At 63.0% G+C, this 26,003-nt stretch carries 24 protein-coding genes; 11 read left to right on the forward strand and 13 right to left on the reverse strand.

Annotation, left to right across the window (positions count from 1 at the left end; translation table 11 throughout):
• The 3 genes from VGH41_RS09520 to VGH41_RS09530 form a co-directional block, all read right to left on the reverse strand.
• A partial coding sequence (locus VGH41_RS09520; protein WP_331597142.1) for a DUF748 domain-containing protein occupies positions 1-1,025 on the reverse strand: 1,025 nt, incomplete at its 3' end.
• A gap of 155 nt (positions 1,026-1,180) precedes the next feature.
• Positions 1,181-2,845: an energy-dependent translational throttle protein EttA gene (gene ettA / locus VGH41_RS09525; RefSeq protein ID WP_331597143.1), complete on the reverse strand. Its 1,665-nt coding sequence runs from the start codon at positions 2,843-2,845 to the stop codon at positions 1,181-1,183.
• 455 nt (positions 2,846-3,300) lie between these two features.
• Positions 3,301-4,197 (reverse strand): NAD(P)-dependent oxidoreductase, encoded by an 897-nt coding sequence (locus VGH41_RS09530; RefSeq protein WP_331597144.1) that lies wholly within the window; start codon positions 4,195-4,197, stop codon positions 3,301-3,303.
• Positions 4,198-4,516: 319 nt separating this feature from the next.
• Here VGH41_RS09530 and VGH41_RS09535 point away from each other — a divergent pair, with 319 nt between their 5' ends.
• The 4 genes from VGH41_RS09535 (at position 4,517) to VGH41_RS09550 (ending at position 8,715) form a co-directional block, all read left to right on the forward strand.
• Positions 4,517-5,458, forward strand: coding sequence for an ABC transporter permease (locus VGH41_RS09535; RefSeq protein ID WP_331597174.1), 942 nt, complete (start codon positions 4,517-4,519; stop codon positions 5,456-5,458).
• A gap of 75 nt (positions 5,459-5,533) precedes the next feature.
• A complete protein-coding gene (locus tag VGH41_RS09540; RefSeq protein WP_414696629.1) occupies positions 5,534-6,469 on the forward strand; it encodes a sugar-binding protein in 936 nt (311 codons plus the stop codon).
• Between the two features lie 34 nt (positions 6,470-6,503).
• A complete protein-coding gene (locus VGH41_RS09545; protein ID WP_331597147.1) occupies positions 6,504-8,006 on the forward strand; it encodes a sugar ABC transporter ATP-binding protein in 1,503 nt (500 codons plus the stop codon).
• A gap of 52 nt (positions 8,007-8,058) precedes the next feature.
• Positions 8,059-8,715: an aspartate/glutamate racemase family protein gene (locus VGH41_RS09550; RefSeq protein WP_331597148.1), complete on the forward strand. Its 657-nt coding sequence runs from the start codon at positions 8,059-8,061 to the stop codon at positions 8,713-8,715.
• Here VGH41_RS09550 and VGH41_RS09555 read toward each other — a convergent pair.
• Positions 8,690-9,454 carry a Crp/Fnr family transcriptional regulator gene (locus VGH41_RS09555; RefSeq protein ID WP_331597150.1) on the reverse strand — a complete coding sequence of 255 codons (765 nt, stop codon included), beginning with the start codon at positions 9,452-9,454 and terminating at the stop codon, positions 8,690-8,692. The two genes, VGH41_RS09550 and VGH41_RS09555, sit on opposite strands and share 26 nt — an antisense overlap.
• A 289-nt stretch (positions 9,455-9,743) precedes the next feature.
• A complete protein-coding gene (gene ychF / locus VGH41_RS09560) occupies positions 9,744-10,838 on the reverse strand; it encodes a redox-regulated ATPase YchF (RefSeq protein WP_331597151.1) in 1,095 nt (364 codons plus the stop codon).
• Between the two features lie 409 nt (positions 10,839-11,247).
• Here ychF and VGH41_RS09565 point away from each other — a divergent pair, with 409 nt between their 5' ends.
• From VGH41_RS09565 to VGH41_RS09585, 5 genes are all read left to right on the forward strand, one after another.
• Positions 11,248-11,610, forward strand: a complete 363-nt coding sequence (locus tag VGH41_RS09565; RefSeq protein ID WP_331597152.1) for a hypothetical protein — start codon at positions 11,248-11,250, stop codon at positions 11,608-11,610.
• 114 nt (positions 11,611-11,724) lie between these two features.
• Positions 11,725-12,897: a UbiH/UbiF family hydroxylase gene (locus VGH41_RS09570; RefSeq protein ID WP_331597153.1), complete on the forward strand. Its 1,173-nt coding sequence runs from the start codon at positions 11,725-11,727 to the stop codon at positions 12,895-12,897.
• Between the two features lie 118 nt (positions 12,898-13,015).
• Complete coding sequence (locus VGH41_RS09575; protein WP_331597154.1) at positions 13,016-13,744, forward strand: DsbC family protein; 729 nt, start codon at positions 13,016-13,018, stop codon at positions 13,742-13,744.
• An 82-nt stretch (positions 13,745-13,826) separates the two neighbouring features.
• Positions 13,827-15,617 (forward strand): M61 family metallopeptidase, encoded by a 1,791-nt coding sequence (locus VGH41_RS09580; RefSeq protein WP_331597155.1) that lies wholly within the window; start codon positions 13,827-13,829, stop codon positions 15,615-15,617.
• 165 nt (positions 15,618-15,782) lie between these two features.
• A complete protein-coding gene (locus tag VGH41_RS09585) occupies positions 15,783-16,382 on the forward strand; it encodes an FMN-dependent NADH-azoreductase (protein WP_331597156.1) in 600 nt (199 codons plus the stop codon).
• 166 nt (positions 16,383-16,548) lie between these two features.
• Here the strand turns inward: VGH41_RS09585 and VGH41_RS09590 are convergent, their stop codons facing one another.
• From VGH41_RS09590 to rpe, 8 genes are all read right to left on the reverse strand, one after another.
• On the reverse strand, positions 16,549-17,394 hold the full coding sequence (locus VGH41_RS09590) for a uracil-DNA glycosylase (RefSeq protein ID WP_331597157.1): 846 nt from the start codon (positions 17,392-17,394) through the stop codon (positions 16,549-16,551).
• 82 nt (positions 17,395-17,476) lie between these two features.
• Positions 17,477-18,103: a CYTH domain-containing protein gene (locus tag VGH41_RS09595; RefSeq protein WP_331597158.1), complete on the reverse strand. Its 627-nt coding sequence runs from the start codon at positions 18,101-18,103 to the stop codon at positions 17,477-17,479.
• Between the two features lie 30 nt (positions 18,104-18,133).
• Positions 18,134-18,919, reverse strand: a complete 786-nt coding sequence (gene trpC / locus VGH41_RS09600; RefSeq protein WP_331597159.1) for an indole-3-glycerol phosphate synthase TrpC — start codon at positions 18,917-18,919, stop codon at positions 18,134-18,136.
• 18 nt (positions 18,920-18,937) lie between these two features.
• The gene (gene trpD / locus VGH41_RS09605) at positions 18,938-19,969 is read right to left on the reverse strand and encodes an anthranilate phosphoribosyltransferase (protein ID WP_331597161.1); all 1,032 of its coding nucleotides are present in this window, start codon (positions 19,967-19,969) and stop codon (positions 18,938-18,940) included.
• 17 nt (positions 19,970-19,986) lie between these two features.
• The gene (locus VGH41_RS09610) at positions 19,987-20,580 is read right to left on the reverse strand and encodes an aminodeoxychorismate/anthranilate synthase component II (protein ID WP_331597162.1); all 594 of its coding nucleotides are present in this window, start codon (positions 20,578-20,580) and stop codon (positions 19,987-19,989) included.
• A 13-nt stretch (positions 20,581-20,593) separates the two neighbouring features.
• A complete protein-coding gene (gene trpE, locus VGH41_RS09615; RefSeq protein WP_331597163.1) occupies positions 20,594-22,087 on the reverse strand; it encodes an anthranilate synthase component I in 1,494 nt (497 codons plus the stop codon).
• 375 nt (positions 22,088-22,462) lie between these two features.
• Positions 22,463-23,191 (reverse strand): phosphoglycolate phosphatase, encoded by a 729-nt coding sequence (locus VGH41_RS09620; RefSeq protein WP_331597164.1) that lies wholly within the window; start codon positions 23,189-23,191, stop codon positions 22,463-22,465.
• Positions 23,188-23,877 carry a ribulose-phosphate 3-epimerase gene (gene rpe / locus VGH41_RS09625; protein WP_331597165.1) on the reverse strand — a complete coding sequence of 230 codons (690 nt, stop codon included), beginning with the start codon at positions 23,875-23,877 and terminating at the stop codon, positions 23,188-23,190. The genes VGH41_RS09620 and rpe overlap by 4 nt, the downstream gene beginning before the upstream one ends.
• 220 nt (positions 23,878-24,097) lie before the next feature.
• Between rpe and apaG the strand changes: the two genes are divergently transcribed.
• Together apaG and VGH41_RS09635 are read left to right on the forward strand one after the other, a co-directional pair.
• Positions 24,098-24,472 carry a Co2+/Mg2+ efflux protein ApaG gene (gene apaG / locus VGH41_RS09630; protein ID WP_331597166.1) on the forward strand — a complete coding sequence of 125 codons (375 nt, stop codon included), beginning with the start codon at positions 24,098-24,100 and terminating at the stop codon, positions 24,470-24,472.
• Positions 24,473-24,560: 88 nt separating this feature from the next.
• Positions 24,561-25,790: a murein transglycosylase A gene (locus tag VGH41_RS09635; protein ID WP_331597167.1), complete on the forward strand. Its 1,230-nt coding sequence runs from the start codon at positions 24,561-24,563 to the stop codon at positions 25,788-25,790.
• The last annotated feature ends 213 nt before the right edge of the window (positions 25,791-26,003 follow it).

Below are 26,003 nucleotides of genomic sequence, written 5' to 3' on the forward strand. Positions count from 1 at the left end.
AAGCCCGTGCCGAGCTTCGACAGCAGACTTTCCTTCACCGAAAACTTCGGGTCGCGCAGATCGCCGTCGAGCACGAAGTGCACGGTGATATCGCCGTTATGCGATTTGAGCGCCGCGACGGCGGCCTTGGTTGGAATGGACATGAAGGTGTCGAGCGGGTCACCGGTATCGGCGAGCCGCAGATTGTGCACGGTCAGCGTGCCCGGCGCATGCAGGCGGTAGTTGCTGACCGTCGACTGAACCGTCAGGTCGACCGTGCCGCCTGCGACCTGCGCCTTGGCACCGGCCTTTTTCAGCAGATAAGGATCGAGCATGACGACGTCGACGCCGCGCAAGGTGCTGGTGGTTTGCGAATCCTTGTTAGCGACCTTGATCCAGCCGCCGAACGTAACCGTGCCGGTATGCTCGGGTCCCTTGATCGAACCGTTGACCGAGACCGACGTCGGATTGCTGAGGGCCGGCAATTGAAGATTGTCGACGCTCGCAGTGGCGTTGGTGACGGAGACCTTGTACGCCGGTTTGCTGACGGTGAAATCGTAGAACTCGAAAGTGCCGTGTTCGAAGGCGATGTGGTCGACGGTCTTTTCGCGCGGCAGGGGAGCTTCACCGCCGCTGCTCGCGCCCGTATCCGGACGGTTCAGGCTTTCCCTGAGGTTCGGCAGCAGATTGATGGAGCCGTCGGCGGTGCGCACGACCGAAAGATCGAAGCCGCTCACGACCACCGAGCGGATATGCATGCGGTTCGCGAGCATGTCGCGCACATCGGGAATCATGACGATCTGGTCGGCGTGCAGCGCGTCGGCCGCGGGCCAGCCTTCGGGGCCTTTGAGGCGCACATTGGTGAGGCGCACGGACGTGAAACCGACCTCGATACTTTCCGCACTGCCGAGCGGTCCGAGCGCGGCGACCACGCGCGCCTTGACTTCGCGTTGCGCGAAATACAGGCCGGCAAGGGCGACGACCGCCAGCACCAGCACGGTGCCGGCTACGGCAATGGCCACGCGTCTTCCCATCGACATCGCCATGCTTGCCTCCTCGTAACCGCATTGCCGGGGTGGCGAGCGCGGCGTGCCGGCCATCCACTTCGCTCTTGTCAGCTTTTCGCCCACTGCGAAGCAAATGCTGTGCCCCGTATGCGGCGCATCGGGGAAGACGCGAGGCGCCTGCCCCGAGCGTGCCTTTATCGCGTGATCGGCTTGTAACGCAGACGCTTCGGACGCGCGGCTTCTTCGCCCAGACGGGCGCGCTTGTCCGCTTCGTATTCCTGGTAGTTGCCGTCGAAGAAGGTGATCTGCGAATCGCCTTCGAACGCGATGATGTGCGTTGCGATGCGGTCGAGGAACCAGCGATCGTGCGAGATCACCATCACCGAACCGGCGAATTCCAGCAGCGCGTCTTCGAGCGCGCGCAGCGTTTCGACGTCGAGGTCGTTCGACGGTTCGTCGAGCAGCAGGACGTTGCCGCCCGCGATCAGCGTCTTGGCCAGATGCAGACGGCCGCGCTCCCCGCCCGACAGATTGCTGACGATCTTCTGCTGATCGCCGCCCTTGAAGTTGAAGCGGCCAATGTACGCACGCGACGGCGTCTCGTACTTGCCGACCGTCAGCACGTCGGCGCCGCCGGAGATCTCTTCGAACACCGTCTTCGAACCGTCGAGCGCGTCGCGGCTTTGATCCACGTACGCGAGCTTGACCGTCGGCCCTTGCACGATCTCGCCCGAATCCGGTTGTTCCTTGCCGGTGAGCATGCGGAACAAGGTGGACTTACCCGCACCGTTCGGGCCGATGATGCCGACGATCGCGCCCGCCGGAATCTTGAAGCTGACGTTGTCGAGCAGCAGACGGTCGCCGTATGCCTTCGACACGTTCTTGAACTCGATCACTTCATTGCCGAGGCGGTCGCCGACCGGAATGAAAATTTCCGAGGTTTCATTGCGCTTCTGGTAGTCCTGGCTGTTCAGTTCCTCGAAGCGGGCAATCCGCGCCTTCGACTTCGCCTGACGGCCCTTAGGGTTCTGGCGCACCCACTCCAGTTCCTTCTTGATTGCCTTCTGACGCGCGGATTCGGACGCTTCTTCCTGCTTCAGGCGTTCTTCCTTCTGGTCGAGCCAGCTGCTGTAATTGCCCTTCCAGGGAATGCCGTGGCCGCGGTCCAGTTCGAGAATCCATTCGGCGGCGTTGTCAAGGAAGTAGCGGTCGTGGGTGACGGCGACGACGGTGCCCGGGAAGCGCGTCAGGAACTGTTCGAGCCAGTCGACCGACTCCGCGTCCAGGTGGTTGGTCGGTTCGTCGAGCAGAAGCATGTCCGGCTTTTCGAGCAGCAGCTTGCACAGTGCGACGCGGCGCTTTTCGCCGCCCGACAGATGCTCGATTTTCGCGTCCCATGCGGGCAGACGCAGGGCGTCGGCGGCGATTTCGATCTGCTGCTCCGCGCTGCCGTCGCTGGTTGCGAGGATCGCTTCGTACCTGGCCTGCTCGGCGGCGAGCGCGTCGAAATCGGCGTCCGGCTCCGCGTAGGCGGCGTAGATTTCGTCGAGCTTCTTCTGCGCGCCGAATACTTCGCCCAGGCCTTCTTCGACCGCTTCACGCACCGTCTTTTGCGGATCGAGCTGCGGCTCCTGCGGCAGATAACCGATGTTCAGGTTCGGCATCGGCGTGGCTTCGCCTTCGATGTCCTTGTCGACACCCGCCATGATGCGGATCAGTGTCGACTTGCCCGAGCCGTTCAGGCCGAGCAGGCCGATCTTCGCGCCGGGAAAGAATGACAGCGAGATGTCTTTCAGGATTTGACGCTTGGGCGGCACGATCTTGCCGACCCGGTTCATGGTGAAGACGTATTGGGCCATTTGCTTGCTTTTGGACGTTGACGCCGCCGGCCGCGCTGGGGGCGGGCGGCGTGGGTGGATGGGAATCCGGTGTCGCCGGTTTCCGGCCGGTGCGGCGTGAACGTCGACCTGGGCTGACTCGGGTTGGCCCGGTCGGACTGATCAATGCGATCGAAACGGTCGACGTGGAAGCGCGCGCGGCGGGAAGAGGTGTCATTGTACTTCGGGGCGGCCCGCGCGGGCGCGGCGGGCTGGCCCGCGCGCGCATCGAGGGTGCGGGATCAAAGCCAGCTCGCCACGCCGCCGTGACGCGAGCAGGTGCCGCTGTGATGCCGGCTGAAGAGCAGATTGACGTGCGCGGCGGCGCAGATGACGGCGATTCGCGCGGCACTGCGTGTGCCGCTGCAATGTGTCGCAACGAATTGAACGGGCGCAGTGCCGAGCACCGCGTCCCGTTGTGCTGATACGCAATCGCGCTATCTGGCGCCTGGCTGCTCCCGCCAGCGGTACTGCTGCTTCCAGCCAAGCAGCCGCTTCAACTTCTCGTTGCTCAGCAGCGTTTCGAACTCGCCGAGTGGCTTCTTCACCGGCACATCCGGATAGAAGCGCTTGAGCAGTTCCGCAGTCGGCAGGTCGGACGACACGTCATCCGCGGCGACGTTCATCACCTCGAAGCCCAAGCCATCCTTCTCGATACCGAGGCGGCACGCAGTTGCCAGATCGCGGCCGTCGATATAGCTCCACGCAATGCGCTTGCGCAATGCCGGATCTTTTAGCCACGTCGGGAATTTCGCGTAATCGGACGGGTCGAGCACATTGCCGATCCGGAAGCAGTAGATGTCCGCCCCGGTGCGCGCGTGGAACGCCTTGCCCGTCACCTCGTTGATGACCTTCGAGGTCGCGTAGCTGTCCATCGGATCGACCGGATATGTCTCGTCGAGCGGGAAATAGGCCGGGTCGCGATGACGGTGCGCGAACACCACGCCATAGGTCGTTTCGCTCGAAGCCAGGATCACTTTCTTGATGCCGTACTTCGACGCCGCGTCCAGCACGTTGTACGTGCCCATCACGTTGATGCGAAACACCTCGTTGTCGGTGGTGACCAGAATGCGCGGAATGGCCGCGAAGTGCACGATCGCGTCGATCGGCTTCGGCTCGATGTCGTCGTCGAACTCCTTCGATGTCGTGCTCGAGGCGAGCGCGTTGAACACCTGGCCTGCGTCGGTCAGGTCCGTAATCAGGGTCCGGGCGACTGGTTTGGCCATCGGCACGCGGTCGAGGTTCAGCACTTCGTAACCATGCGCCACCAGGTCTTCGACGACCCACTTGCCGGCCAATCCGCTGCCGCCGGTGACTATCACTCGCTTCGTCATCTGCCTTGCTCCTTGTCAGGTTCAGGTGAATAAGGGGTTAACGCATCGTAGACGTTTCCGCGCCCGTTTTTCTGTGATGAACGTCATAGTCGGGGCGCCACGTGCGCGAACCTCGGGAGAACCCCGATACGGATCTATGACTTTCGTCACAGTTTCCGGCGGCGCTCTGCTCCTATGATCGGTGCCAGTCCCAGCGCGCGGCCTGCCGGTAGCAACGGCGAGCCGCGCTCGACACGCTGCGGACCCACTCTGGAGACGCCCTTTGAGAGCCATCTCGACCAAGACAGGAGAGCCGCCGCGTGCCGGCACGCTCGACACGATGCGCAGCTGGCTGAAAATCCGCGAGCTCAACATCCTGTCCGTGCTGATTCTGGTCGGCATCGCGATCAGTATTTTCTCTCCCTACTTCCTGACGACGAACAACCTGATGGGTGTGTTTCGCTCGTTTTCGCTGGTCGGCATCATGTCGATCGGCATGATGCTGGTGATCATCACCGGCGGCATCGATCTGTCGGTCGGCTCGGTGATGGGGCTGTCTTCGCTGATGACCGCGCTCGCGTTCCAGCACGGTTGGGGGCCGCTGCCGGCCATCCTGGCGGGCTTGTGCGCGGGGCTGATCGTCGGCGCATTCAACGGTTTCCTGATTACGTGGATTCAGCTGCCGCCGTTTATCGCCACGCTCGGCACGCTCAGCATCGGCCGCGGCCTGATGTACATCATCACCAAAGGCGTGCCGGTCACGCCCGATGTCCCCGATAGCTTCACGTTCATCGGCCAGGGCTATCTCGGCTTCGTGCCCATTCCCGTGGTGATCATGCTGCTGCTCACCGTGTGCTTCTCCATTCTGATGCGGCGCACGCGTTTCGGCCGGCATGTGTACGCGACCGGTGGCAATGAAGTGGCCGCGCGCCTGAGCGGCGTGCGCACCCACCGCGTCAAGTTCACGGTGTACGCGCTGTCCGGCCTGATCGCCGCGCTCGCGGGCGTCGTCAGTTTTTCGCGCTTCGTTTCTGCTGAACCGGCCTCCGGCTTCGGCGCCGAACTGGATGTGATTGCGGCCGCGGCGATCGGCGGCGCGAGTCTGTCCGGCGGCGTGGGCAGCGTCGAAGGCGCGATCATCGGCGCGGCGCTCGCCGGGATCATTACCAATGGCGTCGTGCTGCTCAACATCGACACTTACGCGCAGCAGGCCATCACCGGTTGCGTGATTCTGATCGCGGTCAGCATCGATATCTGGCGCGTGCGGCGCAAGGGCCGTTAAGGACGACGTCCTCGTCATCACCCTCACCTTACTCACACAAGAAGCAAAGGAGACAACGCGATGAACACGAAAGCTATGCCCCGCCTGCTCGCCGGCGGCCTGAGCGCGATTGCACTGGCGGTGGCTTGCAGCGCCGCGCAGGCGAAGGACGCGAAAGACATCACCGTGGCCGTGATTCCGAAAGTGGCCGTGCCGTTCTTCGACGACTGCAACAACGGCGCGAAATCGGCAGCTGACAAGGCGGGCATCGGCTATCAATGGGTCGTGCCGCAAAACACCCAGGGTTCGACGCAGGTGCAGATCATCGAGGATCTGATTTCGAAGCATGTGGACGGCATTGCGATTTCGGTCAACGAGCCGAAGTCGGTTGAAGGCGTGATGAAGCGCGCGGAGCAGAGCGGTATCAAGGTGCTGACGTACGACTCCGACTCGCCGGGCAGCGGCCGCTCGATGTACATCGGCACGAACAACGAATCGGCCGGTGCGACGATGGCCGCCGCAATGGCCAAGGCGCTCAACGGCCAGGGCGAAGTCGCGATCATCACCGGGCAACTGGGTGCGGTGAACCTGAATCAGCGCATCGCCGGCATCAAGCAAGAGCTCGCGAAGTATCCGGGCATCAAGATCGTCGAAACCCAGGGGACTGACGACGACCTGGCCAAAGGCGTCGCCGTGACGGAAACGACGCTGCGCGCGCATCCGCAGCTCAAGGGCATCTTCGGCGTGAGCCAGGTGGGCGGCCCGGCGGTGGCGAAGGTCCTCAACACGAAGGAATTCGGTGCGATGAAGGGCAAGCTCCAGGTGTTCGCCTTCGACGATCTGCCCGATACCCTGAAGGGTCTGAAGGAGGGCTACATTCAGGGGATCATGGTGCAGCGTCCGGTGACGATGGGACGCCTCGCCGTCGAACATCTGGTCGCTCAGGTGCAAGGGCAGGATAAAGACGAGAAAAATATCGATACCGGCGTCACGGTCGTGACGAAGGACAATATCGGCAGCTATACGAAGTAGTTTTCGTGGCCTCACCGCAGGCAGGAGCGATTCGATGACGCCGTTTCTGGAGATGCGCGATATCTCGAAGACGTTTCCGGGCGTGAAAGCGCTCGATCGTGTGAACCTGCACGTGTCGCGCGGTGAGGTGCTGGCACTTGCCGGCGAAAACGGCGCGGGCAAGAGTACCTTGATGAAGATTCTCACCGGCGTCCTCGCGCACGACGCGGGCGGCAGCATTCTCGTCGAGGGTGAGGAAATCGCGTTGCGCGACGGCAATCATGCGCGCGCGCTCGGCATCAACATCATTTATCAGGAACTGTCGGTCGTCGACAATATGACGATCGCGGAGAACATCTATCTCGCGAGAGAGCCGCTCAACCGGTTCGGCCTGCTCGACCTCAGGCGCATGAACGAGGACGCGCGCGCGGTGCTCAAGAGCATCGACATGAACCTCGATCCGGCCACGCGCGTCAGCGAACTGAGTGTCGGGCAGAAGCAGATGATCGAGATTGCGAAGGCGATTTCGTATCAGTCGAAGGTGATCATCATGGATGAGCCGACCGCGTCGCTCAGTCATCATGAAACGCGTGTGCTGCTGGATCTGATCAAGCGGTTGCGGCAGAAGGAAATCGGCATCATCTACATTTCGCATCGTCTGGAAGAAGTGCTGGAACTGGCCGATCGCGTCACCGTATTGCGCGACGGCACGACGGTCGATACGCAGCCGATTGCCGAGGTGACGCGCGAATCGCTGGTGCGCAAGATGGTGGATCGCGAGTTGAGCGAGCTGTACGCGCCGCCCATTTCGCACGCAACGAGCGAGGTGGTGCTCGAAGTACGCGATCTGGCGATGCGCCATGCACGCGCCGCCGACGCACGCATTCGCGACATCAGCTTCAGGCTGCATCGCGGTGAAATCCTGGGCATTGCCGGTCTGGTGGGGTCGGGGCGCACCGAGATCATGGAGATGATCTTCGGCATGCGGCCGTGCACCGGCGAAATCTTCGTGGACGGCAAGGCGGTGACGATCCGCACGCCGCACGATGCGATTGCGCAGGGCATTGGCTTTGTGACCGAAGATCGCAAAGCGCAAGGTCTGGTGCTGAACATGAGCGTGCGCGAGAACTTCAGTCTCACGCATCTGGAAGCGTATTCGCCGTTCCAGTTCCTGCGGCGCGCGCAGGAAGACGAAATCTGCCGGCAATTCGTGCGCACGCTGAGCGTGAAGACGCCGTCCATCGAGCAGAAGGTGATCAACCTGAGCGGCGGCAATCAGCAGAAGGTCGTGCTGGCGAAATGGGTGGCGCGCAACCCGCGCGTGCTGATCGTGGATGAGCCGACGCGCGGCATCGACATCGGCGCGAAGGCGGAAGTGCATGCGTTGCTGGCGCGGCTCGCCGCGCAGGGCATCGGCATCATTGTGATTTCGTCGGATCTGCTGGAAGTGCTGGCGGTCAGCGACCGCGTGCTGGTCGTGCGCGAAGGGCGCCTGAACGGCGAACTGACGCGTGCCGAAGCCACCCAGGAACGCGTGATGGCCGCGGCGACTGCATGAAGATTTCGTTTCTGGTGTGTCCGTATAGGTATTGATAGGGAGTGTTAGTGCAATGACCACGATTGTCGTAATTCACACCGGGCCGGTGACGGTGCAGCCGCTCAAGGATCAGTTCAAGGAACAGCTCGCCGATGCGCGCGTGATCAATATCGTCGACGACAGCCTGCTCAACGACGTTCGCGCGGCCGGCCAACTGACGCCGGAGGTGACGGGCCGCATCTATAGCTATATGCAGAACGCGCAGTCGATGGGCGCGGATCTGATCCTGAACGCCTGTTCGTCGGTGGGTGAGGCGACCGATCTGCTGCGCGGGATGATCCGCACGCCGATCATCAAGGTGGACGAAGCAATGGCCGACGAGGCGAGCCGCATCGGGCCGCGCGTCGGCGTAGTGGCGACGGTGTCGACCACCCTGGAACCGACCGTGCGGCTGATCAGGAAGAAGGCCGCCGCGCAGCAGCGCGACGTGACGGTGGTCGAACGCATCGCCGACGGCGCCTTCGACGCGTTGCTCGCCGGCGACGCGGCGCGCCACGACGACATCCTGAAGCGCACCATCGTCGCGCTGATGGACGAAGTGGACGTGGTGGTGCTCGCGCAGGTATCGATGGCGCGTCTCGTCCCTTCGCTCGGGCCGACCAAAGTACCAGTGCTGTCGAGCCCGCAGAGCGGCGTCGCCGAGGTCAGGCGCGCACTAGCGGCACTTTGAGGTCTTCGGCGGCCAGCGCGCGGGCGCGGGCCAGCACCTGCCTTGTTGCCGGTGGCGCGAGATACTGCGCGACGAACGCGGGCGTCAGCACGATCTTGCGTTCGTGCGTATCGACGAAGCCTTCGGCTTTCAGATCGCTGAAGTGCCGGTTCACCGATTCACGCGACGTGCCGATGAATTCCGCCAGCTTGTCCTGCGGGATCGACAGGTCGATCAGGATCGCGCCCGGTTCGTCGTGGTAGGTGAAGTCGCAGCCAATCTGCGCGGCGAACATGGCGAGGATATTGGTGAGACGCTTGCGGACGTCGTGCAGCGAGAGGTTCTCGATCAGCTGCTGCGCTTCCTGCCAGCGCTGATAGTGACTCTTGAGCACGAACTGGTTGATGACGTCGTAGCGCCGCAGCAGCTCCTTGAAGTCCGGCTTGCGGATGTAGCAGATCATGCTGGGCGCGAGGGTTTGCGCGTAGTGCGAGTAATTGGCTTCGTTGAGCACGTCGCCGTCACCGAAAATCATGCCGGCCTTGATGAACGACAGCGTGATTTCCTGGCCGTCTTCGGTGAGCCGGAAGAGCCGCACGCTGCCTGTTTTCAGCAGGTAGACGCAGTCGCTGCGGTCCTCCGGGCGATAGACGGTGGTGTTCTTGCGTAGGTTTCTGTGGTCGCTGAAAGCGGGCATTACCTCATCGAGGCAATTCCGTTCGATCAGCGACAACAGCTCGCTTTTGCCGACGAACCACATCGCGTGTCTCCTTGACTCTAGTTGGTCAACGGGCCGCGTCGAGGCGCATGTTCGACGTGGCGTCGCATATGTCACGCGGGCCATTCTACACATCGTGTTGCGGTGCCGCTTGCGGGCCGCCGGCGTCAGGGTTTACGCAGGGACTGGACTGACCGGCACGGCTGGAAGGCGCACGGGCCGCTTGCTCCCGACCCCAAAAACAAAGCCCGGCAAACCGAAGTTTTGCCGGGCTTTTTTATTGCAGTCGCTGCGCTTATGTCATGTCCGCAGCGGTTCGCTGTAAGGCGAATTAAACATTGAACAGGAAGTTCATCACGTCGCCGTCGTGCACGACGTACTCCTTGCCTTCCGCGCGCATCTTGCCCGCTTCCTTCGCGCCCTGTTCACCCTTGTAGGTCACGAAGTCATTGAAGCCGATGGTCTGCGCACGAATGAAACCGCGCTCGAAATCCGTGTGGATCACACCGGCCGCTTGCGGCGCCGTGTCGCCTATATGGATGGTCCATGCGCGCACTTCCTTCACGCCGGCCGTGAAGTAGGTTTGCAGGCCGAGCAGCTTGAAGCCGGCACGGATCACGCGGTTCAGGCCCGGCTCTTCCATGCCCATGTCGGCGAGGAAGACTTCCTTGTCTTCGTCTTCCAGATCCGCGATTTCCGCTTCGATGGCCGCGCACACTGCGACGACCGGCGCTTTCTCCGCGTCCGCGAACTTGCGCACCGCATCCAGATGCGGGTTGTTCTCGAAACCGTCTTCCTTCACGTTGGCCACGTACATGGTCGGCTTGGCGGTGATCAGGCAGAACGGCTTGAGGAGCACATTTTCTTCTTCCGACAGGTCGAGTGCGCGGACCGGCTTGGCCTGATCCAGCTGCGCGCGCACTTTTTCGAGCACGGCGGCGAGCTTGACCGCTTCCTTGTCGTTGCCGGACTTGGCCGCCTTCGCATAGCGCGTAAGCGACTTTTCGACAGTCGCGAGGTCGGCGAGCGCCAGTTCGGTGTTGATGACTTCGATGTCCGACAGCGGATCGACCTTGCCCGCAACGTGGATCACGTTTTCGTCTTCGAAGCAGCGCACCACGTGGGTGATGGCGTCGGTTTCGCGGATGTTGGCGAGGAACTGGTTGCCGAGCCCTTCACCTTTGCTCGCGCCGGCCACGAGGCCCGCGATGTCGACGAATTCCACGACCGCCGGCAGGATGCGCTCGGGCTTGACGATGTCGGCAAGCGCCTTCAGGCGCGCATCCGGCACTTCGACGATGCCGACGTTCGGCTCGATCGTGCAGAACGGGTAGTTTTCGGCGGCAATGCCCGCCTTGGTCAGCGCGTTGAACAGGGTGGACTTGCCGACGTTCGGCAGGCCGACGATGCCGCATTTGAGGCTCATGGGAATCCTTCAGTGAATCAGTAGTTTACGGCAAGTCTGCGGGGGCATGCCGTGCGTCGCTCATGGGGCACGGGGCCGCCGCTGGACGAATCCGGAGACGGGACAAAACTGACAAATCGGGGCGATTGCTCAACGATCTTCGTACGGGTTTTGTCCACGAAAGCTGCGATTGTAACTCTTTCGCATCGCCTGTTAGACCGGCGGCCGGGTCAAACAAGGCCTGTCGCGAGGGGCAGGAGCTTCGCGGTCATTGTCTGCAAATTGGCAACATAGGAAGCTTTTACGAGCGCAACGAGCGCAACGAGCGCCCGCTAGCCGGGTGGGCGCCATGACGCCGCTGGCCGCGGACTGTAAGCTCCGGTAAGATACGCGCCACTGGGCCGCTAGAGCCCGTACCGGGGGATTCCTTGTGCGAACGATTCGATGGGTCGGTTTGGGGGTGGCGGTTGCTTTTGCGTGCGGCATTGTCGCGATCTGGTCGGGGCCTAATTTCGACGACGCGCAAGCCTCGACGGACCGCGAAACGGTGGACTGTCTGGCTAGGCAACTGACGCCGGAAGACAAACGGCAGTTGGCGCAGTTTGCCGATGCGAACGACTACGCTTCCCTCTGGCGCGTCTACGACGGCATATTCCCGCAGTGCCTGGTACGCGGCGACCAGGCGGACCGCAAGGCGCAACTCACCGCCATTGCCTGGCGCATGCTGTCGAAAGACCCTGAGTTCGCGCGATTGCGGGAAGCCAATGCGGTACACAACCCGAATGCACGGTAGGGCGGCGTAGAGAAGCAAAGTGCGCTCCAATGGCCCGGATTGTCGCTGGAGCGACCCGCATCAAATCCCCCGCTTCGATCCGGCCCCGGGACCCCCCGCAGCTATAATGGCTGGATGAATGCACACCACCAGAGCTTTGATGTCGCCGTGATCGGCGGCGGCCTCGTCGGCAAGACGGCTGCGCTGGCGCTGACGCAAGCCGGCCTGCGCGTGGCGCTGCTCGCGCAACCTTGCGGGCCGTTGCCCGCCGCCGCGGCGTTCGACGCGCGGGTCTACGCGCTTTCCTCCAGTTCGCAGGCCTTGCTGGAGCGTTTGCGGGTCTGGCAGGCGCTCGATACGTCGCGCCTGTGCCCCGTCTATGACATGCGCGTTTTCGGCGACGCTCACGCCGAGCTTCATTTCTCCGCGTTTCAGGCTTCGGTGCCGCAACTGGCGTGGATCGCCGAGTCATCGCTGATCGAGCGTGCCCTCGACGCGGCCCTGCGCTTCCAGCCGAATCTCGAATGGCTCGACACGCGCGCCCAGGGGCTCGACGTGAAGCCGGACAGCGCCACGATTGGTCTCGACAACGGCCATGTGCTCGAAGCGGATCTGGTGGTCGGTGCCGACGGCGCGCATTCCTGGGTGCGCGCGCAGATCGGCTCGAAGGTGGACCGGCGCGATTACAAACAGACCGGCGTGGTCGCCAACTTCAAGGCCGAAAAGCCGCATGGCGAGACGGCGTATCAATGGTTCCGGGAAGGCGAAATCATCGCGCTGCTGCCGTTGCCTGACGGGCACGTGTCGCTCGTCTGGTCGGCCCGCACCGAACACGCACACGAACTGCTCGAACTCGACCCGGCACAACTGGCCGCGGAAGTCGAACGCGTGACCGGCAGCCAGCTGGGCGCGCTCGACTGCGTGACGCCGGCGAAGGGCTTTCCGCTCGCCTTGCAAACCGTCGACCGTCTCGTCGCCCCGCGCGTCGCGCTGGTGGGCGACGCCGCGCATCTGATTCATCCGCTCGCCGGTCAGGGTATGAACCTCGGGCTGCGCGACGTCGCGGCGCTGGCGGAGACCGTCGCCGCCAAGGAGGCCTTCCGCGACCTCGGCGATCTGGTGCTATTGCGTCGTTACGAACGGGCGCGCCGCGAAGACATCCGCGCGCTGATGGTCGCCACCGACGGCCTGCAAAAGCTCTTTTCGGTGCCAGGGCCGGTGGCCCGCGTCTTACGTAATAGCGGGATGGCGTTCGTGGGCGCGCAACCGCTCATCAAGCGCTGGCTGGTCTCGGCGGCGTTGGGCTAGGCGAAGCCCGGCCAGGCGGCGTGCGGGCGCGTATGATGAAGGGCTTGACCGCGCGCCTGTCCGGGAAGCACATATCGAAGACGCGCGCTGCGCGTTCGAATGAACCAAGGATTTCCGTATGAAAAAGCACATCCGTATCGCCGCGCTCGCGCTGGCTGTCGCCATTGTCACGCTCGGTTGCTCCGCGCAGGCCGACCAGACCACCGACAAGCTGAAGGCCACCATCCAGACTCGTCTTGGCGACGACGCGACTGTCAAGAGCGTGTCGAAATCGCCAATTGCCGGCTTGTACGAGATCAATCTCGGCACGCAGATCATCTATAGCGACGCGACGGGCGACTATCTGGTGCTCGGCGACATCGTCGATGCGAAGACGCGCAAGAATCTGACCGAAGCGCGTTTGTCCGACACCAACCGTATCGATTTCGCGAGCCTGCCGTTCGCGAATGCGGTGAAGGTGGTGAAGGGCAACGGCAGCCGCAAGATTGCCGTGTTCTCCGATCCGAACTGCCCGTACTGCAAACAGCTCGAAACCACCCTGAAGTCGATCGACAACGTCACCGTGTACACCTTCCTGTATCCGGTGTTGTCGCCGGATTCGACGGTGAAGTCGAAGTCGATCTGGTGCTCGGCGGATCGCGCGCAGGCGTGGGAGTCCTGGATGCAGGACCACAAGGCGCCCACCGCCGCCGGCACCTGCGACACCGCCGCGATCGACAAGAACCTCGCGCTCGGCCACGCCATGAACGTCGACGGCACGCCTACCGTGTTCCTCGCCGACGGCCGCCGTCTGCCGGGCGCGGTGCCGGCCGACCGGCTGGACAAGGAACTGGCCGCCGTGCACTGAGCACGCCGCATCGTTAAACAGGAGGCGCATCTGGCGCCTCCTGCCGTTTCAGGACTCCCCCGAATCTCTACCTACCTCGCCGATGAAGCCGATCCGCTACAGCATCGTTCCCAGACAGCCTGCCGCTCACCTGTTCGAAGTCACCGTCACCGTCGCCGATCCTGATCCCTCCGGGCAGCGCTTCATGCTGCCGGTGTGGATTCCAGGCAGCTACATGGTGCGCGAATTCGCCCGCAACATCGTGACGCTGCGCGCATTCAACGAGGCGGGCCGCAAGGTGCGCGTCGAGAAGACGGACAAGCACACGTGGCAAGCCGCGCCGGTCAACGGCGAGTTGACCTTGCGTTACGAGGTGTACGCGTGGGACATGTCGGTGCGGGCCGCGCATCTGGACGACACAACCGGCTTCTTCAACGGCACCAGCGTGTTTCTCGCGGTGGCGGGCCACGAAGACGCGCCTTGCATGGTGGAGATCCAGAAGCCCGCGGGTCCCGCGTACCGGAGCTGGCGCGTCGCGACCGCGCTGCCGGAGGCGCGCGGCACGAAGCGTTACGGCTTCGGTGAGTACCGGGCGCAGAATTACGATGAGCTGATCGACCATCCGGTCACGCTGGGCGAATTCGCGCTCGCCACCTTCAAGGCACATGGCGTGCCGCATGACATCGTGATTGCCGGCAAGGTGATCGGACTCGACATGGCGCGCCTCGCCGCGGACCTCAAGCGCATCTGCGAAGCGCAGATTGCGCTGTTCGAGCCGAAGTCGAAAAAGGCGCCGATGGATCGCTACGTCTTCATGACGCAGGCGGTCAGCGACGGCTACGGCGGCCTCGAGCATCGCGCCTCGACCGCGTTGATCTGCAACCGCTCGGACCTGCCGGTCGAGGGCCGTCCGCAAACTGGCGAAGGCTATCGGACTTACCTCGGGCTGTGCAGCCACGAATACTTCCACACCTGGAACGTGAAGCGCATCAAGCCGGCGGCGTTTGCGCCGTATGACCTCGCACAAGAGAACTACACGTCCTTGCTGTGGCTGTTCGAAGGCTTCACGTCGTACTACGACGATCTGATCCTCGTGCGCACCGGCCTCATCAAGCAGGACGAATACCTGGGGATGCTCGGCAAAGTCGTGGGCGGGGTGCTGCGCGGCAGCGGACGTCTGAAGCAGACGGTTGCCGAAAGCTCGTTCGATACATGGGTCAAATATTATCGGCAGGACGAGAACGCGCCCAACGCGATTGTCAGCTACTACACGAAGGGCTCGCTCGTCGCGCTGGCATTCGATCTGACGATCCGCGCGCAGACCAATAACCGCAAATCGCTCGACGATGTAATGCGTCTGCTGTGGCAGCGCTTTGGGCGCGATTTCTATCGCGGCAAGCCAGTCGGCGTCGCCGAAAGCGAGGTGGAGGCGCTGTTTGCCGAGGCGACGGGTGCCGATCTGGGCGCGCTGTTCGAGCACGCGGTGCGCAGCACGCGCGACTTGCCGCTCGAAACGCTGCTCGAACCCTTCGGCATCGCACTTGCGCCTGAGCCGGACAAGAACGCGAAACCCTCGCTCGGCGCGCGCGTGCGCGGCGGCGCGGATTGCATGCTTGCCGCAGTACACGACGGCAGCGCGGCGCAGAAAGCCGGTCTGTCGGCGGGCGACGTGCTGATCGCGATTGATGGCCTGCGCGTCACGGGTGCGAATCTCGACGCACTGCTATCGCGCTATCTGCCCGGCGCCAAAGTGGAAGTGCACGCGTTCCGGCGCGACGAGCTGCGCACCGCGCAACTGAAGCTGGACGGCCCTGAGGTCATGCGTTACACGCTCAGCGTGACGGACAAGCGCGCCGCGGCACGCAACTGGCGCGAGCGCTGGCTGGCCGCTTGAGTGCCTTCGAACGGCATCAGGCAGACTGTAAGACCGGAAGCTCCCGGCGGCGGATTGTTCTACCCTTGCAACAATCCGTCGCTGCGGAATGGCTTTTTCCCGGGTCAGTAAAAAAACACAATGGCTCCACTCGCGCAACACTGCGCGCCCCAACTGGAGTGACCCATGACCACGATCCTGCAAATCAACTCGGCAGCCCGTTCGCAAGGCGCGAATTCAACGCTGCTCGTCAACGAACTGACTGAGAAGCTGCAACAATCGAACCCGGGCGCGCAAGTCGTCGTCCGCAATCTGCAAGCTGAGCCGCTGCCGCACCTCGACGATTCGATCCTCGGCGCGTTCTTCACGCCCGCTGACGCTCGCACCCCGGAACAAGCCGCTATCGCTGCACGCAGCGACGCCCTGATCGCCGAACTGCAAGCCGCTGACATCATCGTGATCGGTGCCCCGATGTACAACTTCGGCGTGTCGTCGCAACTGAAGACGTATTTCGACTTCATCGCACGCGCCGGTATCACGTTCAAGTACTCGGAAACGGGTCCGGAAGGCCTCGTGAAGGGCAAGAAGGTGTATGTGGTTTCGGCGCGCGGCGGCAAGTACCTCGGCACCCCGAACGAAAGCCAGACGCCGTTCCTGAAGACCTTCCTCGGCTTCCTCGGCATGACCGACGTGACGTTCATCTACGCCGAAGGCCTGAACATGGGCCCGGACGCAGCCACTGCCGCTCTGGCTGGCGCGCGCGAAACGATCGCTAGCGCCGCGTAAGTTTCTGGCTGCGGCGCTGCTGATACGGCTGCATTTTTTGGCAGCTGGAGGGCAAGCAGTCGCGGTCGCTCAGTTTGAAAGCCAAAACGCCACGGACGAAAGTCCGTGGCGTTTTGCTTTGTGCGGCTCGTGGTCGCGTCTTAAGTCTTACGTCTTACGGCTGGCTTTAAGCCAGCATCTGCGCTTCGTCGGGCAGGCGCCAGTCGATTGGTTGACGGTTGTGCGTCTGCAGATACTGATTGGCAAGCGCAAAGTGCCCGCAGCCGAGAAAACCGCGATGCGCCGACAGCGGCGACGGATGCGGCGCCTCCAGCACGTAGTGCGATTTGCCGCCCAGCAGCGTGCGCTTGGCCTGCGCATGCGCGCCCCACAGCATGAACACCAGGCCGTCGTGGCGCATGGCCAGCTCGCGGATCAGCGTGTCCGTGCATTTTTCCCAGCCGCGTTTGGCGTGACTGGCGGCCGAATCGCGTTCGACGGTCAGCACGGTGTTCAACAGCAGCACGCCCTGTTTCGCCCATGCGTCGAGGCACCCATGGCGCGGCGGCTCGTGGCCAAGACTGGCGGCGATTTCCTTGAAGATATTGCGCAGTGACGGCGGCGGACGCACCGCCGGCGGCACGGAAAACGCCAGTCCGTGAGCCTGCGGCGTGCCGCGGTCTTCGCCGTGATACGGGTCCTGACCGAGGATGACGACTTTGACCTCGTCCGGGCTCGTGAGACGCAGCGCGCGGAAGACGTCGGCGGGGTAGACGGTTTTACCGGCGGCCCGTTCACCATCGACGAAGCGGCACAGCGGCGCGTACGCATCGCTTTCGACGAACGGCTGCAGATGCGCGCGCCACGCCGGCGGCAGCGCGTCGAACTGGGCTTCGAGAGTGAGCGGCGGGAAACTGGGTGATGCAGCCGGTGTTGGCGGCGTGGCTGTAGAGATTGCGCTTGCGGGCGTGTCGTCGCCGAATAGCGAAACCTGCGACGACGGGGAACGGGAGCGGGAGGAGGCGGAGGTCATGGCGGGCAAGTGTCGCAGCAAACGGGCTGTAGCTCAAGACGAAAGCGGGCAGCGCCATTGAGATGGCGTACCCGCAAACCGCTTACTTCTCGCGCAACCGATAGCCGCGCTGAGCCTTGCTGATGTCGTCCGGCGCGAGGCCGGGTACGTTCGCGCAGAGTTCGCTCGCCACTGCATGCAGCGCAGCTTCGTCGCCGCTTTTCAATTCGAGTTCGACTTCGAGGATCGGCGCACGGCGCGTCTCACCGTTGACCTCGGCGATCACGTCGCCCTGATCGATGGCTGCTTCAATCGACGATCCATGGCTGTCGAGTTGCCACAGCGTGCGCGTGAAATTCGTGCGAAACAGTTCGATCAGATCCGGCGCGGCGCCGCGTAGCGCGGCCGCCACCGTGGGTTCGTCGCAAGCTTTCAGCAACGTGTCGATTTCCAGCTTCTCGCCGGCCACCGGCATTTCCCATTCGTGCCGGCTATGCATACCCGAAGCGGCATTGCCGGCGGTCTTGAAGGTCTGCAGCCAGCCATCCGGTGTGTGCCGCAGACGCAGCGCGCTCTTCGAGCGCGCCAGTGTCAACGCGGGCGTGTCGAAGTAGATGTTGGTGAGTGCGACCGGCTGCCCCGCGCTGCCCGTGCGCGTCACGAACCAGTGGGAGGCGGCGTCCAGCTGGTCGGCCGGCAGCGCCAGCTTGATTTCACGTTCGATGCCCATGACGATGGTTTCCCGCTCGCTTGAAAAAAGTCAGAAAAACATCCGCGCCAGTTCCGCGCCCGGTTGTTCGGCGCGCATGAAGGCTTCGCCGACGAGGAACGCATGCACGTCCATCGCACGCAAGCGGTCCACGTCCTCGCGCGACAGGATGCCCGATTCGGTCACGACGATACGGTCTTCCGGGATCATGTCGAGCATGCCGATCGTGGTTTCGATCGAGGTTTCGAAGGTGCGCAGATTGCGGTTGTTGATGCCCATCAGCGGCGTCTTCAAGGTCAGCGCTTCTTTCAGTTCGTTCTTGTCGTGGACTTCGACCAGCACGGCGAGGCCGAGCGAATGCGCAAACGCCTCGAGCTCCTGCATCTGCGAGGTCTCCAGCGCGGCGGCAATCAGCAGGATCGCGTCGGCACCCATCGCGCGCGCTTCGACGATCTGATACGGGTCGATGATGAAGTCCTTGCGCAGCACCGGCAGATGGCAGGCCGCGCGCGCTTCTTCCAGATACTTCGCGCTGCCCTGGAAGAATTGCACGTCGGTGAGCACCGAAAGGCAGGCGGCGCCGCCTTGCTCGTACGAGCGGGCAATCTCTGCCGGCACGAAATGCTCGCGCAGCACGCCTTTCGACGGGCTGGCCTTTTTCACTTCGGCAATCACGGCTGCCTGGCCGGCTGCCTGCTTCGCGCGCAGTGCGCCGACGAAGTCGCGCTTGTCGCGTGCCGAAGCTTCGAGGCGCAGCTCTTCGAGCGGCGCGCTCAGTTGCGCCGCGTGGATTTCCTGGCGCTTGACCTCGATGATGCGTTGCAGAATGTCGCTCATAGTTATCTCTATGCAGTGTTACTGCTTGAATTGCTGGGTGAAGCGGACCAGCTCGTCGACCTTCGCGCGTGCCTTGCCGCTCGCGATGGCCTCGCGCGCCAGCTGGATGCCTTCGGCGATCGAGGGGGCCACATTCGCGGAGTAGAGCGCGGTGCCGGCGTTCAGCGTGACGATTTCGCGCGCCACGCCGGGCTTGTTGTCGAGAGCTTCGAGCAGCATCGACCTGGATTCGGCCGCGTCCGTTACTTTCAGCGAACGGTTCGACACCATCTGCATGCAGAAGTCTTCCGGATGGATTTCATACTCGCGGACCTCGCCGTCGCGCAACTCGCCGACTTGCGTCGCCGCGCCGAGCGAAACTTCATCCATGCCGTCCATTCCGTACACCACCAGCACGTGCTTCGCGCCGAGTCGCTGCATCACGCGCACCTGAATGCCGACGAGGTCCGCGTGGAACACGCCCATCAACTGGTTCGGTGCGTCAGCCGGATTGGTCAACGGCCCGAGGATGTTGAAGATGGTTCGCACGCCGAGCTCGCGCCGTACCGGCGCAATGTTCTTCATGGCCGGGTGATGGTTCGGCGCGAACATGAAGCCCATGCCGGTTTCCGCAATGGAGGCCGCCACCTGTTGCGGCTGCAGATCGATATTGACGCCGAGTGCTTCGAGCACGTCCGCGCTGCCCGACTTGCTCGATACGCTGCGGCCGCCGTGCTTGGCGACTTTTGCGCCCGCCGCGGCGGTGACGAACATGGTCGCCGTCGAGATGTTGAAGGTGTGTGCACCGTCGCCGCCGGTGCCGACGATATCGACAAAGTTCGAGTTGTCCGGCACGTCGACGTGCCGGGCAAATTCACGCATCACCGTGGCGGCAGCGGTGATTTCGCCGATGGTCTCTTTTTTGACGCGCAAGCCCGTGATGATCGCCGCGGACATCACCGGCGACAATTCGCCGCGCATGATGAGGCGCATCAGGTGCAGCATTTCGTCGTGGAAAATCTCGCGGTGCTCGATCGTGCGTTGCAGCGCTTCCTGGGGGGTAATCGACATGATTTCGCCTCGGGTAATCAAGCGCTGCGCGGCGCGGCCGGCGACTTCGAATGCTTCACGAAATTCTCGAGCAGGGCGTGGCCGTGTTCGGAGAGGATCGATTCGGGATGGAACTGCACGCCTTCGACGTTGAAGGTCTTATGACGCACGCCCATGATCTCGCCGTCTTCCGTCCACGCGGACACTTCGAGGCAATCGGGCAGCGACTCGCGTTCGATGGCGAGCGAGTGGTAGCGGGTGACGACGAAATGCTTCGGCAGGTCGGCGAAAACGCCTTTGCAGTCGGTTTCGATCTGGCTCACCTTGCCGTGCATGATGGTTTGCGCGCGCACAACGCGGCCGCCGAACGCTTCGCCGATCGCCTGATGGCCAAGGCACACACCGAGAATCGGATACTTGCCGGAGAACTCGCGCAGCACGTCGAGCGTGATGCCCGCATGTTGCGGGTTGCTCGGTCCCGGCGACAGGCAGATGCGCTCGGGATTCAGGCGGGCGATTTCATCCAGGGTGATTTCGTCGTTGCGATAAGTCCTCACGTCTTCGCCGAGTTCGCCGAAGTACTGGACCAGGTTATAGGTGAACGAGTCGTAGTTGTCGATCATCAGCAGCATGGTCTATCTCCGGTCAAAAGTCGCTATCGAGGCCGTCTTGCACCTGCTCGGCGGCGCGCAGCACGGCGCGCGCCTTGTTTTCGGTCTCTTGCCATTCGGATTCCGGCACTGAATCCGCGACGATGCCCGCTGCCGCCTGCACATACAGATTGCCGTTTGCGATCACGCCGGTACGGATCGTGATGGCCAGATCCATTTCGCCGGTGAACGACAGGTAGCCGACCGCGCCGCCGTACAGACCGCGTCTGACGGGCTCGAGTTCGTCGATCAGTTCCATCGCCCGGACCTTTGGGGCGCCCGACAGCGTGCCGGCCGGGAAGGTGGCGCGCAGCACGTCGAAATTGGTGGTGCCGGGTTTCAGCTTGCCTTCGACCGAACTCACGATGTGCTGCACGTGTGAGTATTTTTCGATCGCCATCTTGTCGGTGACGACCACCGAGCCGATCTGCGCGATGCGCCCCACGTCGTTGCGCGCGAGGTCGATCAGCATTACGTGTTCAGCGATTTCCTTCGGGTCGTTCAGCAGTTCGGTGGCGAGTTCGGCGTCGCGTTCCGGCGTATTGCCGCGCGGGCGGGTGCCGGCGAGCGGACGAATCGTGACGATCCGGTCCTCACCGCGCTTTTCCTGACGCACCAGAATTTCCGGCGACGCGCCCACCACATGGAAATCACCGAAGTTGTAGTAATACATGTACGGCGACGGATTCAGCGAACGCAGCGCGCGGTACAGCGAAAGGGGATTGTCGCGATAGGGTTTCGTCAGACGTTGGCCGACTTGCACCTGCATCAGCTCGCCGGCCGCGATGTATTCCTTCGCCTTGCGGACGGCGGCCAGGTAGTCGTCTTTGGCGAATTCGCGGTAGGTTTCGGTGCGCACGCTGGCGGATGTCACGGGCGGCTGGACGGTGGTGCGCAGACGCTGGCGCAGATCGCGAAGACGCTGCTTCGCACGGGTGTAGGCCTCGGGCGTGGTCGGATCGGCGTACACCACGAGATACAGCTTGCCTGCGAGGTTATCGATCACCGCGACTTCTTCAGTCAGCAGCAACTGGATATCGGGCAGGTTCAGATCGTCCGGCGGCGCGGTGTGCGCAAGCTTCTTTTCGATGTAGCGCACGGCATCGTAGCCGAAGTAACCGGCCAGACCACCCGCGAAGCGCGGCAGCCCCGGACGTTGGGCAACCTTGAAGCGCTCCTGGAACTGCTGGATGAAGTCGAGCGGATCGCCTTCATGGGTTTCGACGACCTTGCCGTCCTTGACGATCTCCGACACGCCGCTGCGGGTGCGCAGCACGGTGCGAGCCGGCAGGCCGATGAACGAGTAGCGGCCGAAGCGTTCACCCCCCACCACCGATTCCAGCAGGAACGAGTTGGCGCCGTTGCGTTCGGGCTGAGCCAGCTTGAGATAGAGCGAGAGCGGCGTTTCGAGGTCGGCGAGCGCTTCGGCGATCAGCGGAATGCGGTTGTAACCCTCATTTGCGAGGGATTGGAATTCGAGTTCGGTCATGTTCCGATCCTGTTCATAGGTCCGGCGCGCAGCGTGCGTCGGACAAAGCGGGGGCGTTGCGCTACCAGCGTTGCCGACGGCCGTATTGGGGCGTGATATCGACAAGCTTAGGCTAACCGGCGCGAGCTTTCCCTGCGACGCGTGCATGGTTCAGGCATGCCACGGTACTTTGGGTACACGAGGGCCACTTGAACCGACGTAGCGAAAACGAATGGGAAAGGCGCGTGAGCGCAGCGAAGCAAAAAACGGTGCCGAAGACGAGCTTCAGCGTACCTCAGGAGAGGTTAGCGCGACCAGCGACGCCAGGGCCAGGCTCCCCGGTCGATGCTGCTCAGACTCCGTTTTTTGTTCAGAAACATGATGATGAAGGACGTGTCAGGTCGTTGAGTTGTGCGCTGCGATAGCCTTGGCGGCACCCAGCAGCGAGCTAACTATACCATCCGATTTTATAGTTTGCACAGACTGGCCGTGGTTGTAGCCGTAGGGGACGCTCAGCGTGGCCATGCCTGCTGCACGGCCCGCCAGCGCGTCGTTTTCCGAATCGCCGATGGCAACCGCCGCTTCCGGCGGCACCTCCAGCTGTGCGCAGGCGGTCAGCATGGGCAGCGGGTCCGGCTTCTTTTTCGACACGCTGTCGCCGCCGATCACGACGCTGAAATAGCCGATCAGCCCATATTGCTGCAGCAATTCCACGGCGAAGCGATGCGGCTTGTTGGTCACGCACGCGAGTTTCAGGCCGGCATCGCGCATGGCGACGAGACCCGCTTCCACTTCCGGATACAGGTACGAGTGGCGACCGTTGATCTTCGCGTACTCCTCCTGATAGATGGCATGGGCTTCGTCAAAGCGGTCTTGCGCGTGGGCCGTTTCGAAGCGCGGCGCCAGCACGCTGCGGATCAGGTGCTCCGAGCCTTTGCCGACGTAGCCCACCACCTCCTCGCGCGAGGTTTCCGTCGCGTCGAGCTGGGCGAGCATGCCGTTCAGGCCTGCGGTGAAGTCGTCCGCGGTGTCGACCATCGTGCCGTCGAGGTCGATGATCGCCGCCCGCAGGCGCGGGCCGGTGAAGGCGGGAGCGGCGAACTGGGGCGTCGTGCTGGTCGTCATGCCGCGCGCCCCACTTTGGCGAGTTCGCTGCGCATCTCTGCGATCACCGTCTTGTAGTCGTGATGACCGAAGATGGCCGAACCGGCCACGAACGTGTCCGCGCCTGCCGCCGCGATTTCGGCGATGTTGTCGATCTTCACGCCGCCGTCCACTTCGAGGTGAATCTCACGGCCGGTCTTTTCGGCGTAGGCGTCGATCCGCTTGCGCGCTTCGCGCAGCTTGTTGAGCGCCTCGGGAATGAAGGACTGGCCACCGAAGCCCGGATTCACGGACATGATCAGCACCAGATCGACCTTATCCATGACGTGATCCAGATAATTGAGCGACGTGGCCGGGTTGAACACGAGACCGGCCTTGCAGCCGTGGTCGCGGATCAGAGACAGCGTACGGTCGACATGGTCCGAGGCTTCCGGGTGAAAGCTGATCACGTTGGCGCCGGCTTTGGCGAAGTCGGGTGCGATCCGGTCGACCGGGCGCACCATCAGATGCACGTCAATGGGCACCTCGACGTGCGGGCGCAGCGCCTCGCACACCATCGGTCCGATGGTCAGGTTCGGCACGTAATGATTGTCCATGACGTCGAAGTGAATCCAGTCGGCGCCGGCGGCGACCACATTACGAACTTCTTCGCCAAGCCGCGAGAAGTCGGCGGACAGAATGCTGGGGGAAATGCGGAATTGCGTCATGGCTGGGCAGGGAGGCAGGCGGAAAAATCCATTTTACCGTCTTGTGGGCGCCGAAGCCTTGTCCGCGTAGGATTGTCCGGTTGCGGGCATGCCCCGCATGAAGCAGAATGCCAATCCATAGAAGAACCTTTGGCGGCGCCCTTTGCCGGCGCGCCTGGAGCCATGGTCACCCGGGCCTCCCGCAGACTTTCATGACACGTATTACCAGACCGGATCAAGGATGAGCCAGTACGAATTCAGCGTTTCGTCGCAGGTGCAGTACCTGCCCGACGAGTCGGACCCGGAGCGCCGGCAGTACGCGTTCGCCTATACGCTGACCATCCGCAATAGCGGGCAGGTGCCGGCGCAATTGATTGCGCGCCACTGGGTGATTACGGACAGCGACAAACACGAGCAGGAAGTGAAGGGCCTCGGCGTGGTCGGTCATCAGCCGCTTCTCAAGCCGGGCGAGCAGTTCGAATATACGAGCTGGGCGGTGATCGCGACGCCGGTCGGCACGATGCGTGGGGAGTATTTCTGCGTAGCGGAAGACGGCGAGCGTTTCGAGGCGCCGGTGCCCGAATTCATCCTGCGCATGCCGCGCACGCTCCATTGAACCGGCGGCGCCTCGCGCGGTCTTTAAACAGCCTTAGCGCTGTTTGTCGCGCGCAGCTTTCTTCTTGCCGGACGACGTCCAGACTACGATGAAGACGAGCAGGAACAGCGCCAGCAGAGACTCCAGCGCGAAGATGAGCATCGGGTATTCGTCGAACAGATCAGACATGGCGGTTTCCATCAAGAACGAACATTGTATGCGGTTTGTCGGCCGGCTCGCCGGCTGGCTGGGGGCGCTTTCGGTAGCGGTGATGCTGGCCTCGTGCGGCGGCAGTAGCGTGGTGCGGACATCCGTGCCGCCCAGCGGCGCCGCCATCATTCCTGGGCAGATTGCTTCGACGCGGCTTACGCCGGTCGCCTGGCAACAGGTGCCGGGCTGGCAGGACGACTCTCTGATCGGCGCCACTGCTGCGCTGCGGCAAAACTGTCTGAGGTTGGCCCGTCAACCGAACTGGCAGCGTGCCTGTGCGGCCGCCGCGCAGATTGACGATCTGGATCTCAACAGCGCGCGCGCGTTCTTCGAGGCCTATTTCACGCCGTTCCAGTTCGCCAATACGGACGGCACACTGGACGGCCTCGTGACCGGCTATTACGAGCCATTGCTGCGTGGGTCGCGGGTTCGTCACGGTATCTATCAGACCGCGTTGTACCGTTGGCCCGACGGCTATCGGGCAGGTGCGGCGTTGCCCGCGCGGGCACAACTGGAGCGCGCGGGCGTACTTAACGGCAATGAGCTTGTGTGGGTCGACGATCCCATCGAGGCGTTTTTCCTGCAGGTGCAAGGCTCGGGCCGCGTCGTGATGGAAGACGGCAGTGTCATGCGTCTGGGCTTTGGCGGGACGAACAACCAGCCATACAAGTCGATTGGCCGCTGGCTGCTGGATCGCGGCGAGTTGACGCCGGCGCAGGCGACCATGCAGGGTATCAAGGCATGGGCGCGCGCTAATCCGACGCGGGTCGACGCGCTGCTGGATACGAATCCGCGTTTTGTGTTCTTCCGCGAGATGCCTTCGGGCGAGAGTGTTCCGAGTGGCGGCGCGGATGGTCCGATTGGTGCATTGGGTGTGCCGTTGACGCCGGAGCGATCGATTGCAGTGGATCCCTCGTCGATTCCGCTGGGTACGCCGGTGTTTTTGCAGACCACGCGTCCGTTGACCAATTCGCCGATGAACCGTCTCGTGTTTGCGCAAGATACTGGCTCGGCGATCAAGGGCGGTGTGCGGGCCGACTATTTCTGGGGCCTGGGCGACGATGCCGGCGATCTGGCCGGAAAGATGAAGCAGGCCGGACGGATGTGGCTGTTGTTGCCGAATTCTTGAGTGGGGATGACCCGGACGGGTGCACGCGATCCGCGCAATCACACCCAGGCCGTGATTCTTCGGCTATTCCGCTTATGCGCCCCTGTCTGTTCGAGTGCCTGCTTCGCGGGCCTTCCTTGAGTATGGCGTTTGGCTCGGGGGTACGCCCGCACCTCCGCATTCGTGAGGCAAGCCTTAGGGGTGCGGGTCGTGTTTGCCGCGCCGCTCCGGGCA

Source organism: Paraburkholderia sp., from assembly GCF_036488795.1.
Lineage (GTDB): Bacteria > Pseudomonadota > Gammaproteobacteria > Burkholderiales > Burkholderiaceae > Paraburkholderia.

Excerpts from the sequence above, each read along its gene's own strand:
- ettA (WP_331597143.1), bottom strand. The coding sequence starts at position 2,845 with ATGGCCCAATACGTCTTCACCATGAACCGGGTCGGCAAGATCGTGCCG.
- VGH41_RS09530 (WP_331597144.1), bottom strand. The coding sequence starts at position 4,197 with ATGACGAAGCGAGTGATAGTCACCGGCGGCAGCGGATTGGCCGGCAAG.
- VGH41_RS09535 (WP_331597174.1), top strand. The coding sequence starts at position 4,517 with ATGCGCAGCTGGCTGAAAATCCGCGAGCTCAACATCCTGTCCGTGCTG.
- VGH41_RS09540 (WP_414696629.1), top strand. The coding sequence starts at position 5,534 with ATGCCCCGCCTGCTCGCCGGCGGCCTGAGCGCGATTGCACTGGCGGTG.
- VGH41_RS09545 (WP_331597147.1), top strand. The coding sequence starts at position 6,504 with ATGACGCCGTTTCTGGAGATGCGCGATATCTCGAAGACGTTTCCGGGC.
- VGH41_RS09550 (WP_331597148.1), top strand. The coding sequence starts at position 8,059 with ATGACCACGATTGTCGTAATTCACACCGGGCCGGTGACGGTGCAGCCG.
- VGH41_RS09555 (WP_331597150.1), bottom strand. The coding sequence starts at position 9,454 with ATGTGGTTCGTCGGCAAAAGCGAGCTGTTGTCGCTGATCGAACGGAAT.
- ychF (WP_331597151.1), bottom strand. The coding sequence starts at position 10,838 with ATGAGCCTCAAATGCGGCATCGTCGGCCTGCCGAACGTCGGCAAGTCC.
- VGH41_RS09570 (WP_331597153.1), top strand. The coding sequence starts at position 11,725 with ATGAATGCACACCACCAGAGCTTTGATGTCGCCGTGATCGGCGGCGGC.
- VGH41_RS09575 (WP_331597154.1), top strand. The coding sequence starts at position 13,016 with ATGAAAAAGCACATCCGTATCGCCGCGCTCGCGCTGGCTGTCGCCATT.
- VGH41_RS09580 (WP_331597155.1), top strand. The coding sequence starts at position 13,827 with ATGAAGCCGATCCGCTACAGCATCGTTCCCAGACAGCCTGCCGCTCAC.
- VGH41_RS09585 (WP_331597156.1), top strand. The coding sequence starts at position 15,783 with ATGACCACGATCCTGCAAATCAACTCGGCAGCCCGTTCGCAAGGCGCG.
- VGH41_RS09590 (WP_331597157.1), bottom strand. The coding sequence starts at position 17,394 with ATGACCTCCGCCTCCTCCCGCTCCCGTTCCCCGTCGTCGCAGGTTTCG.
- VGH41_RS09595 (WP_331597158.1), bottom strand. The coding sequence starts at position 18,103 with ATGGGCATCGAACGTGAAATCAAGCTGGCGCTGCCGGCCGACCAGCTG.
- trpC (WP_331597159.1), bottom strand. The coding sequence starts at position 18,919 with ATGAGCGACATTCTGCAACGCATCATCGAGGTCAAGCGCCAGGAAATC.
- trpD (WP_331597161.1), bottom strand. The coding sequence starts at position 19,969 with ATGTCGATTACCCCCCAGGAAGCGCTGCAACGCACGATCGAGCACCGC.
- VGH41_RS09610 (WP_331597162.1), bottom strand. The coding sequence starts at position 20,580 with ATGCTGCTGATGATCGACAACTACGACTCGTTCACCTATAACCTGGTC.
- trpE (WP_331597163.1), bottom strand. The coding sequence starts at position 22,087 with ATGACCGAACTCGAATTCCAATCCCTCGCAAATGAGGGTTACAACCGC.
- VGH41_RS09620 (WP_331597164.1), bottom strand. The coding sequence starts at position 23,191 with ATGACGACCAGCACGACGCCCCAGTTCGCCGCTCCCGCCTTCACCGGC.
- rpe (WP_331597165.1), bottom strand. The coding sequence starts at position 23,877 with ATGACGCAATTCCGCATTTCCCCCAGCATTCTGTCCGCCGACTTCTCG.
- apaG (WP_331597166.1), top strand. The coding sequence starts at position 24,098 with ATGAGCCAGTACGAATTCAGCGTTTCGTCGCAGGTGCAGTACCTGCCC.
- VGH41_RS09635 (WP_331597167.1), top strand. The coding sequence starts at position 24,561 with ATGAAGACGAGCAGGAACAGCGCCAGCAGAGACTCCAGCGCGAAGATG.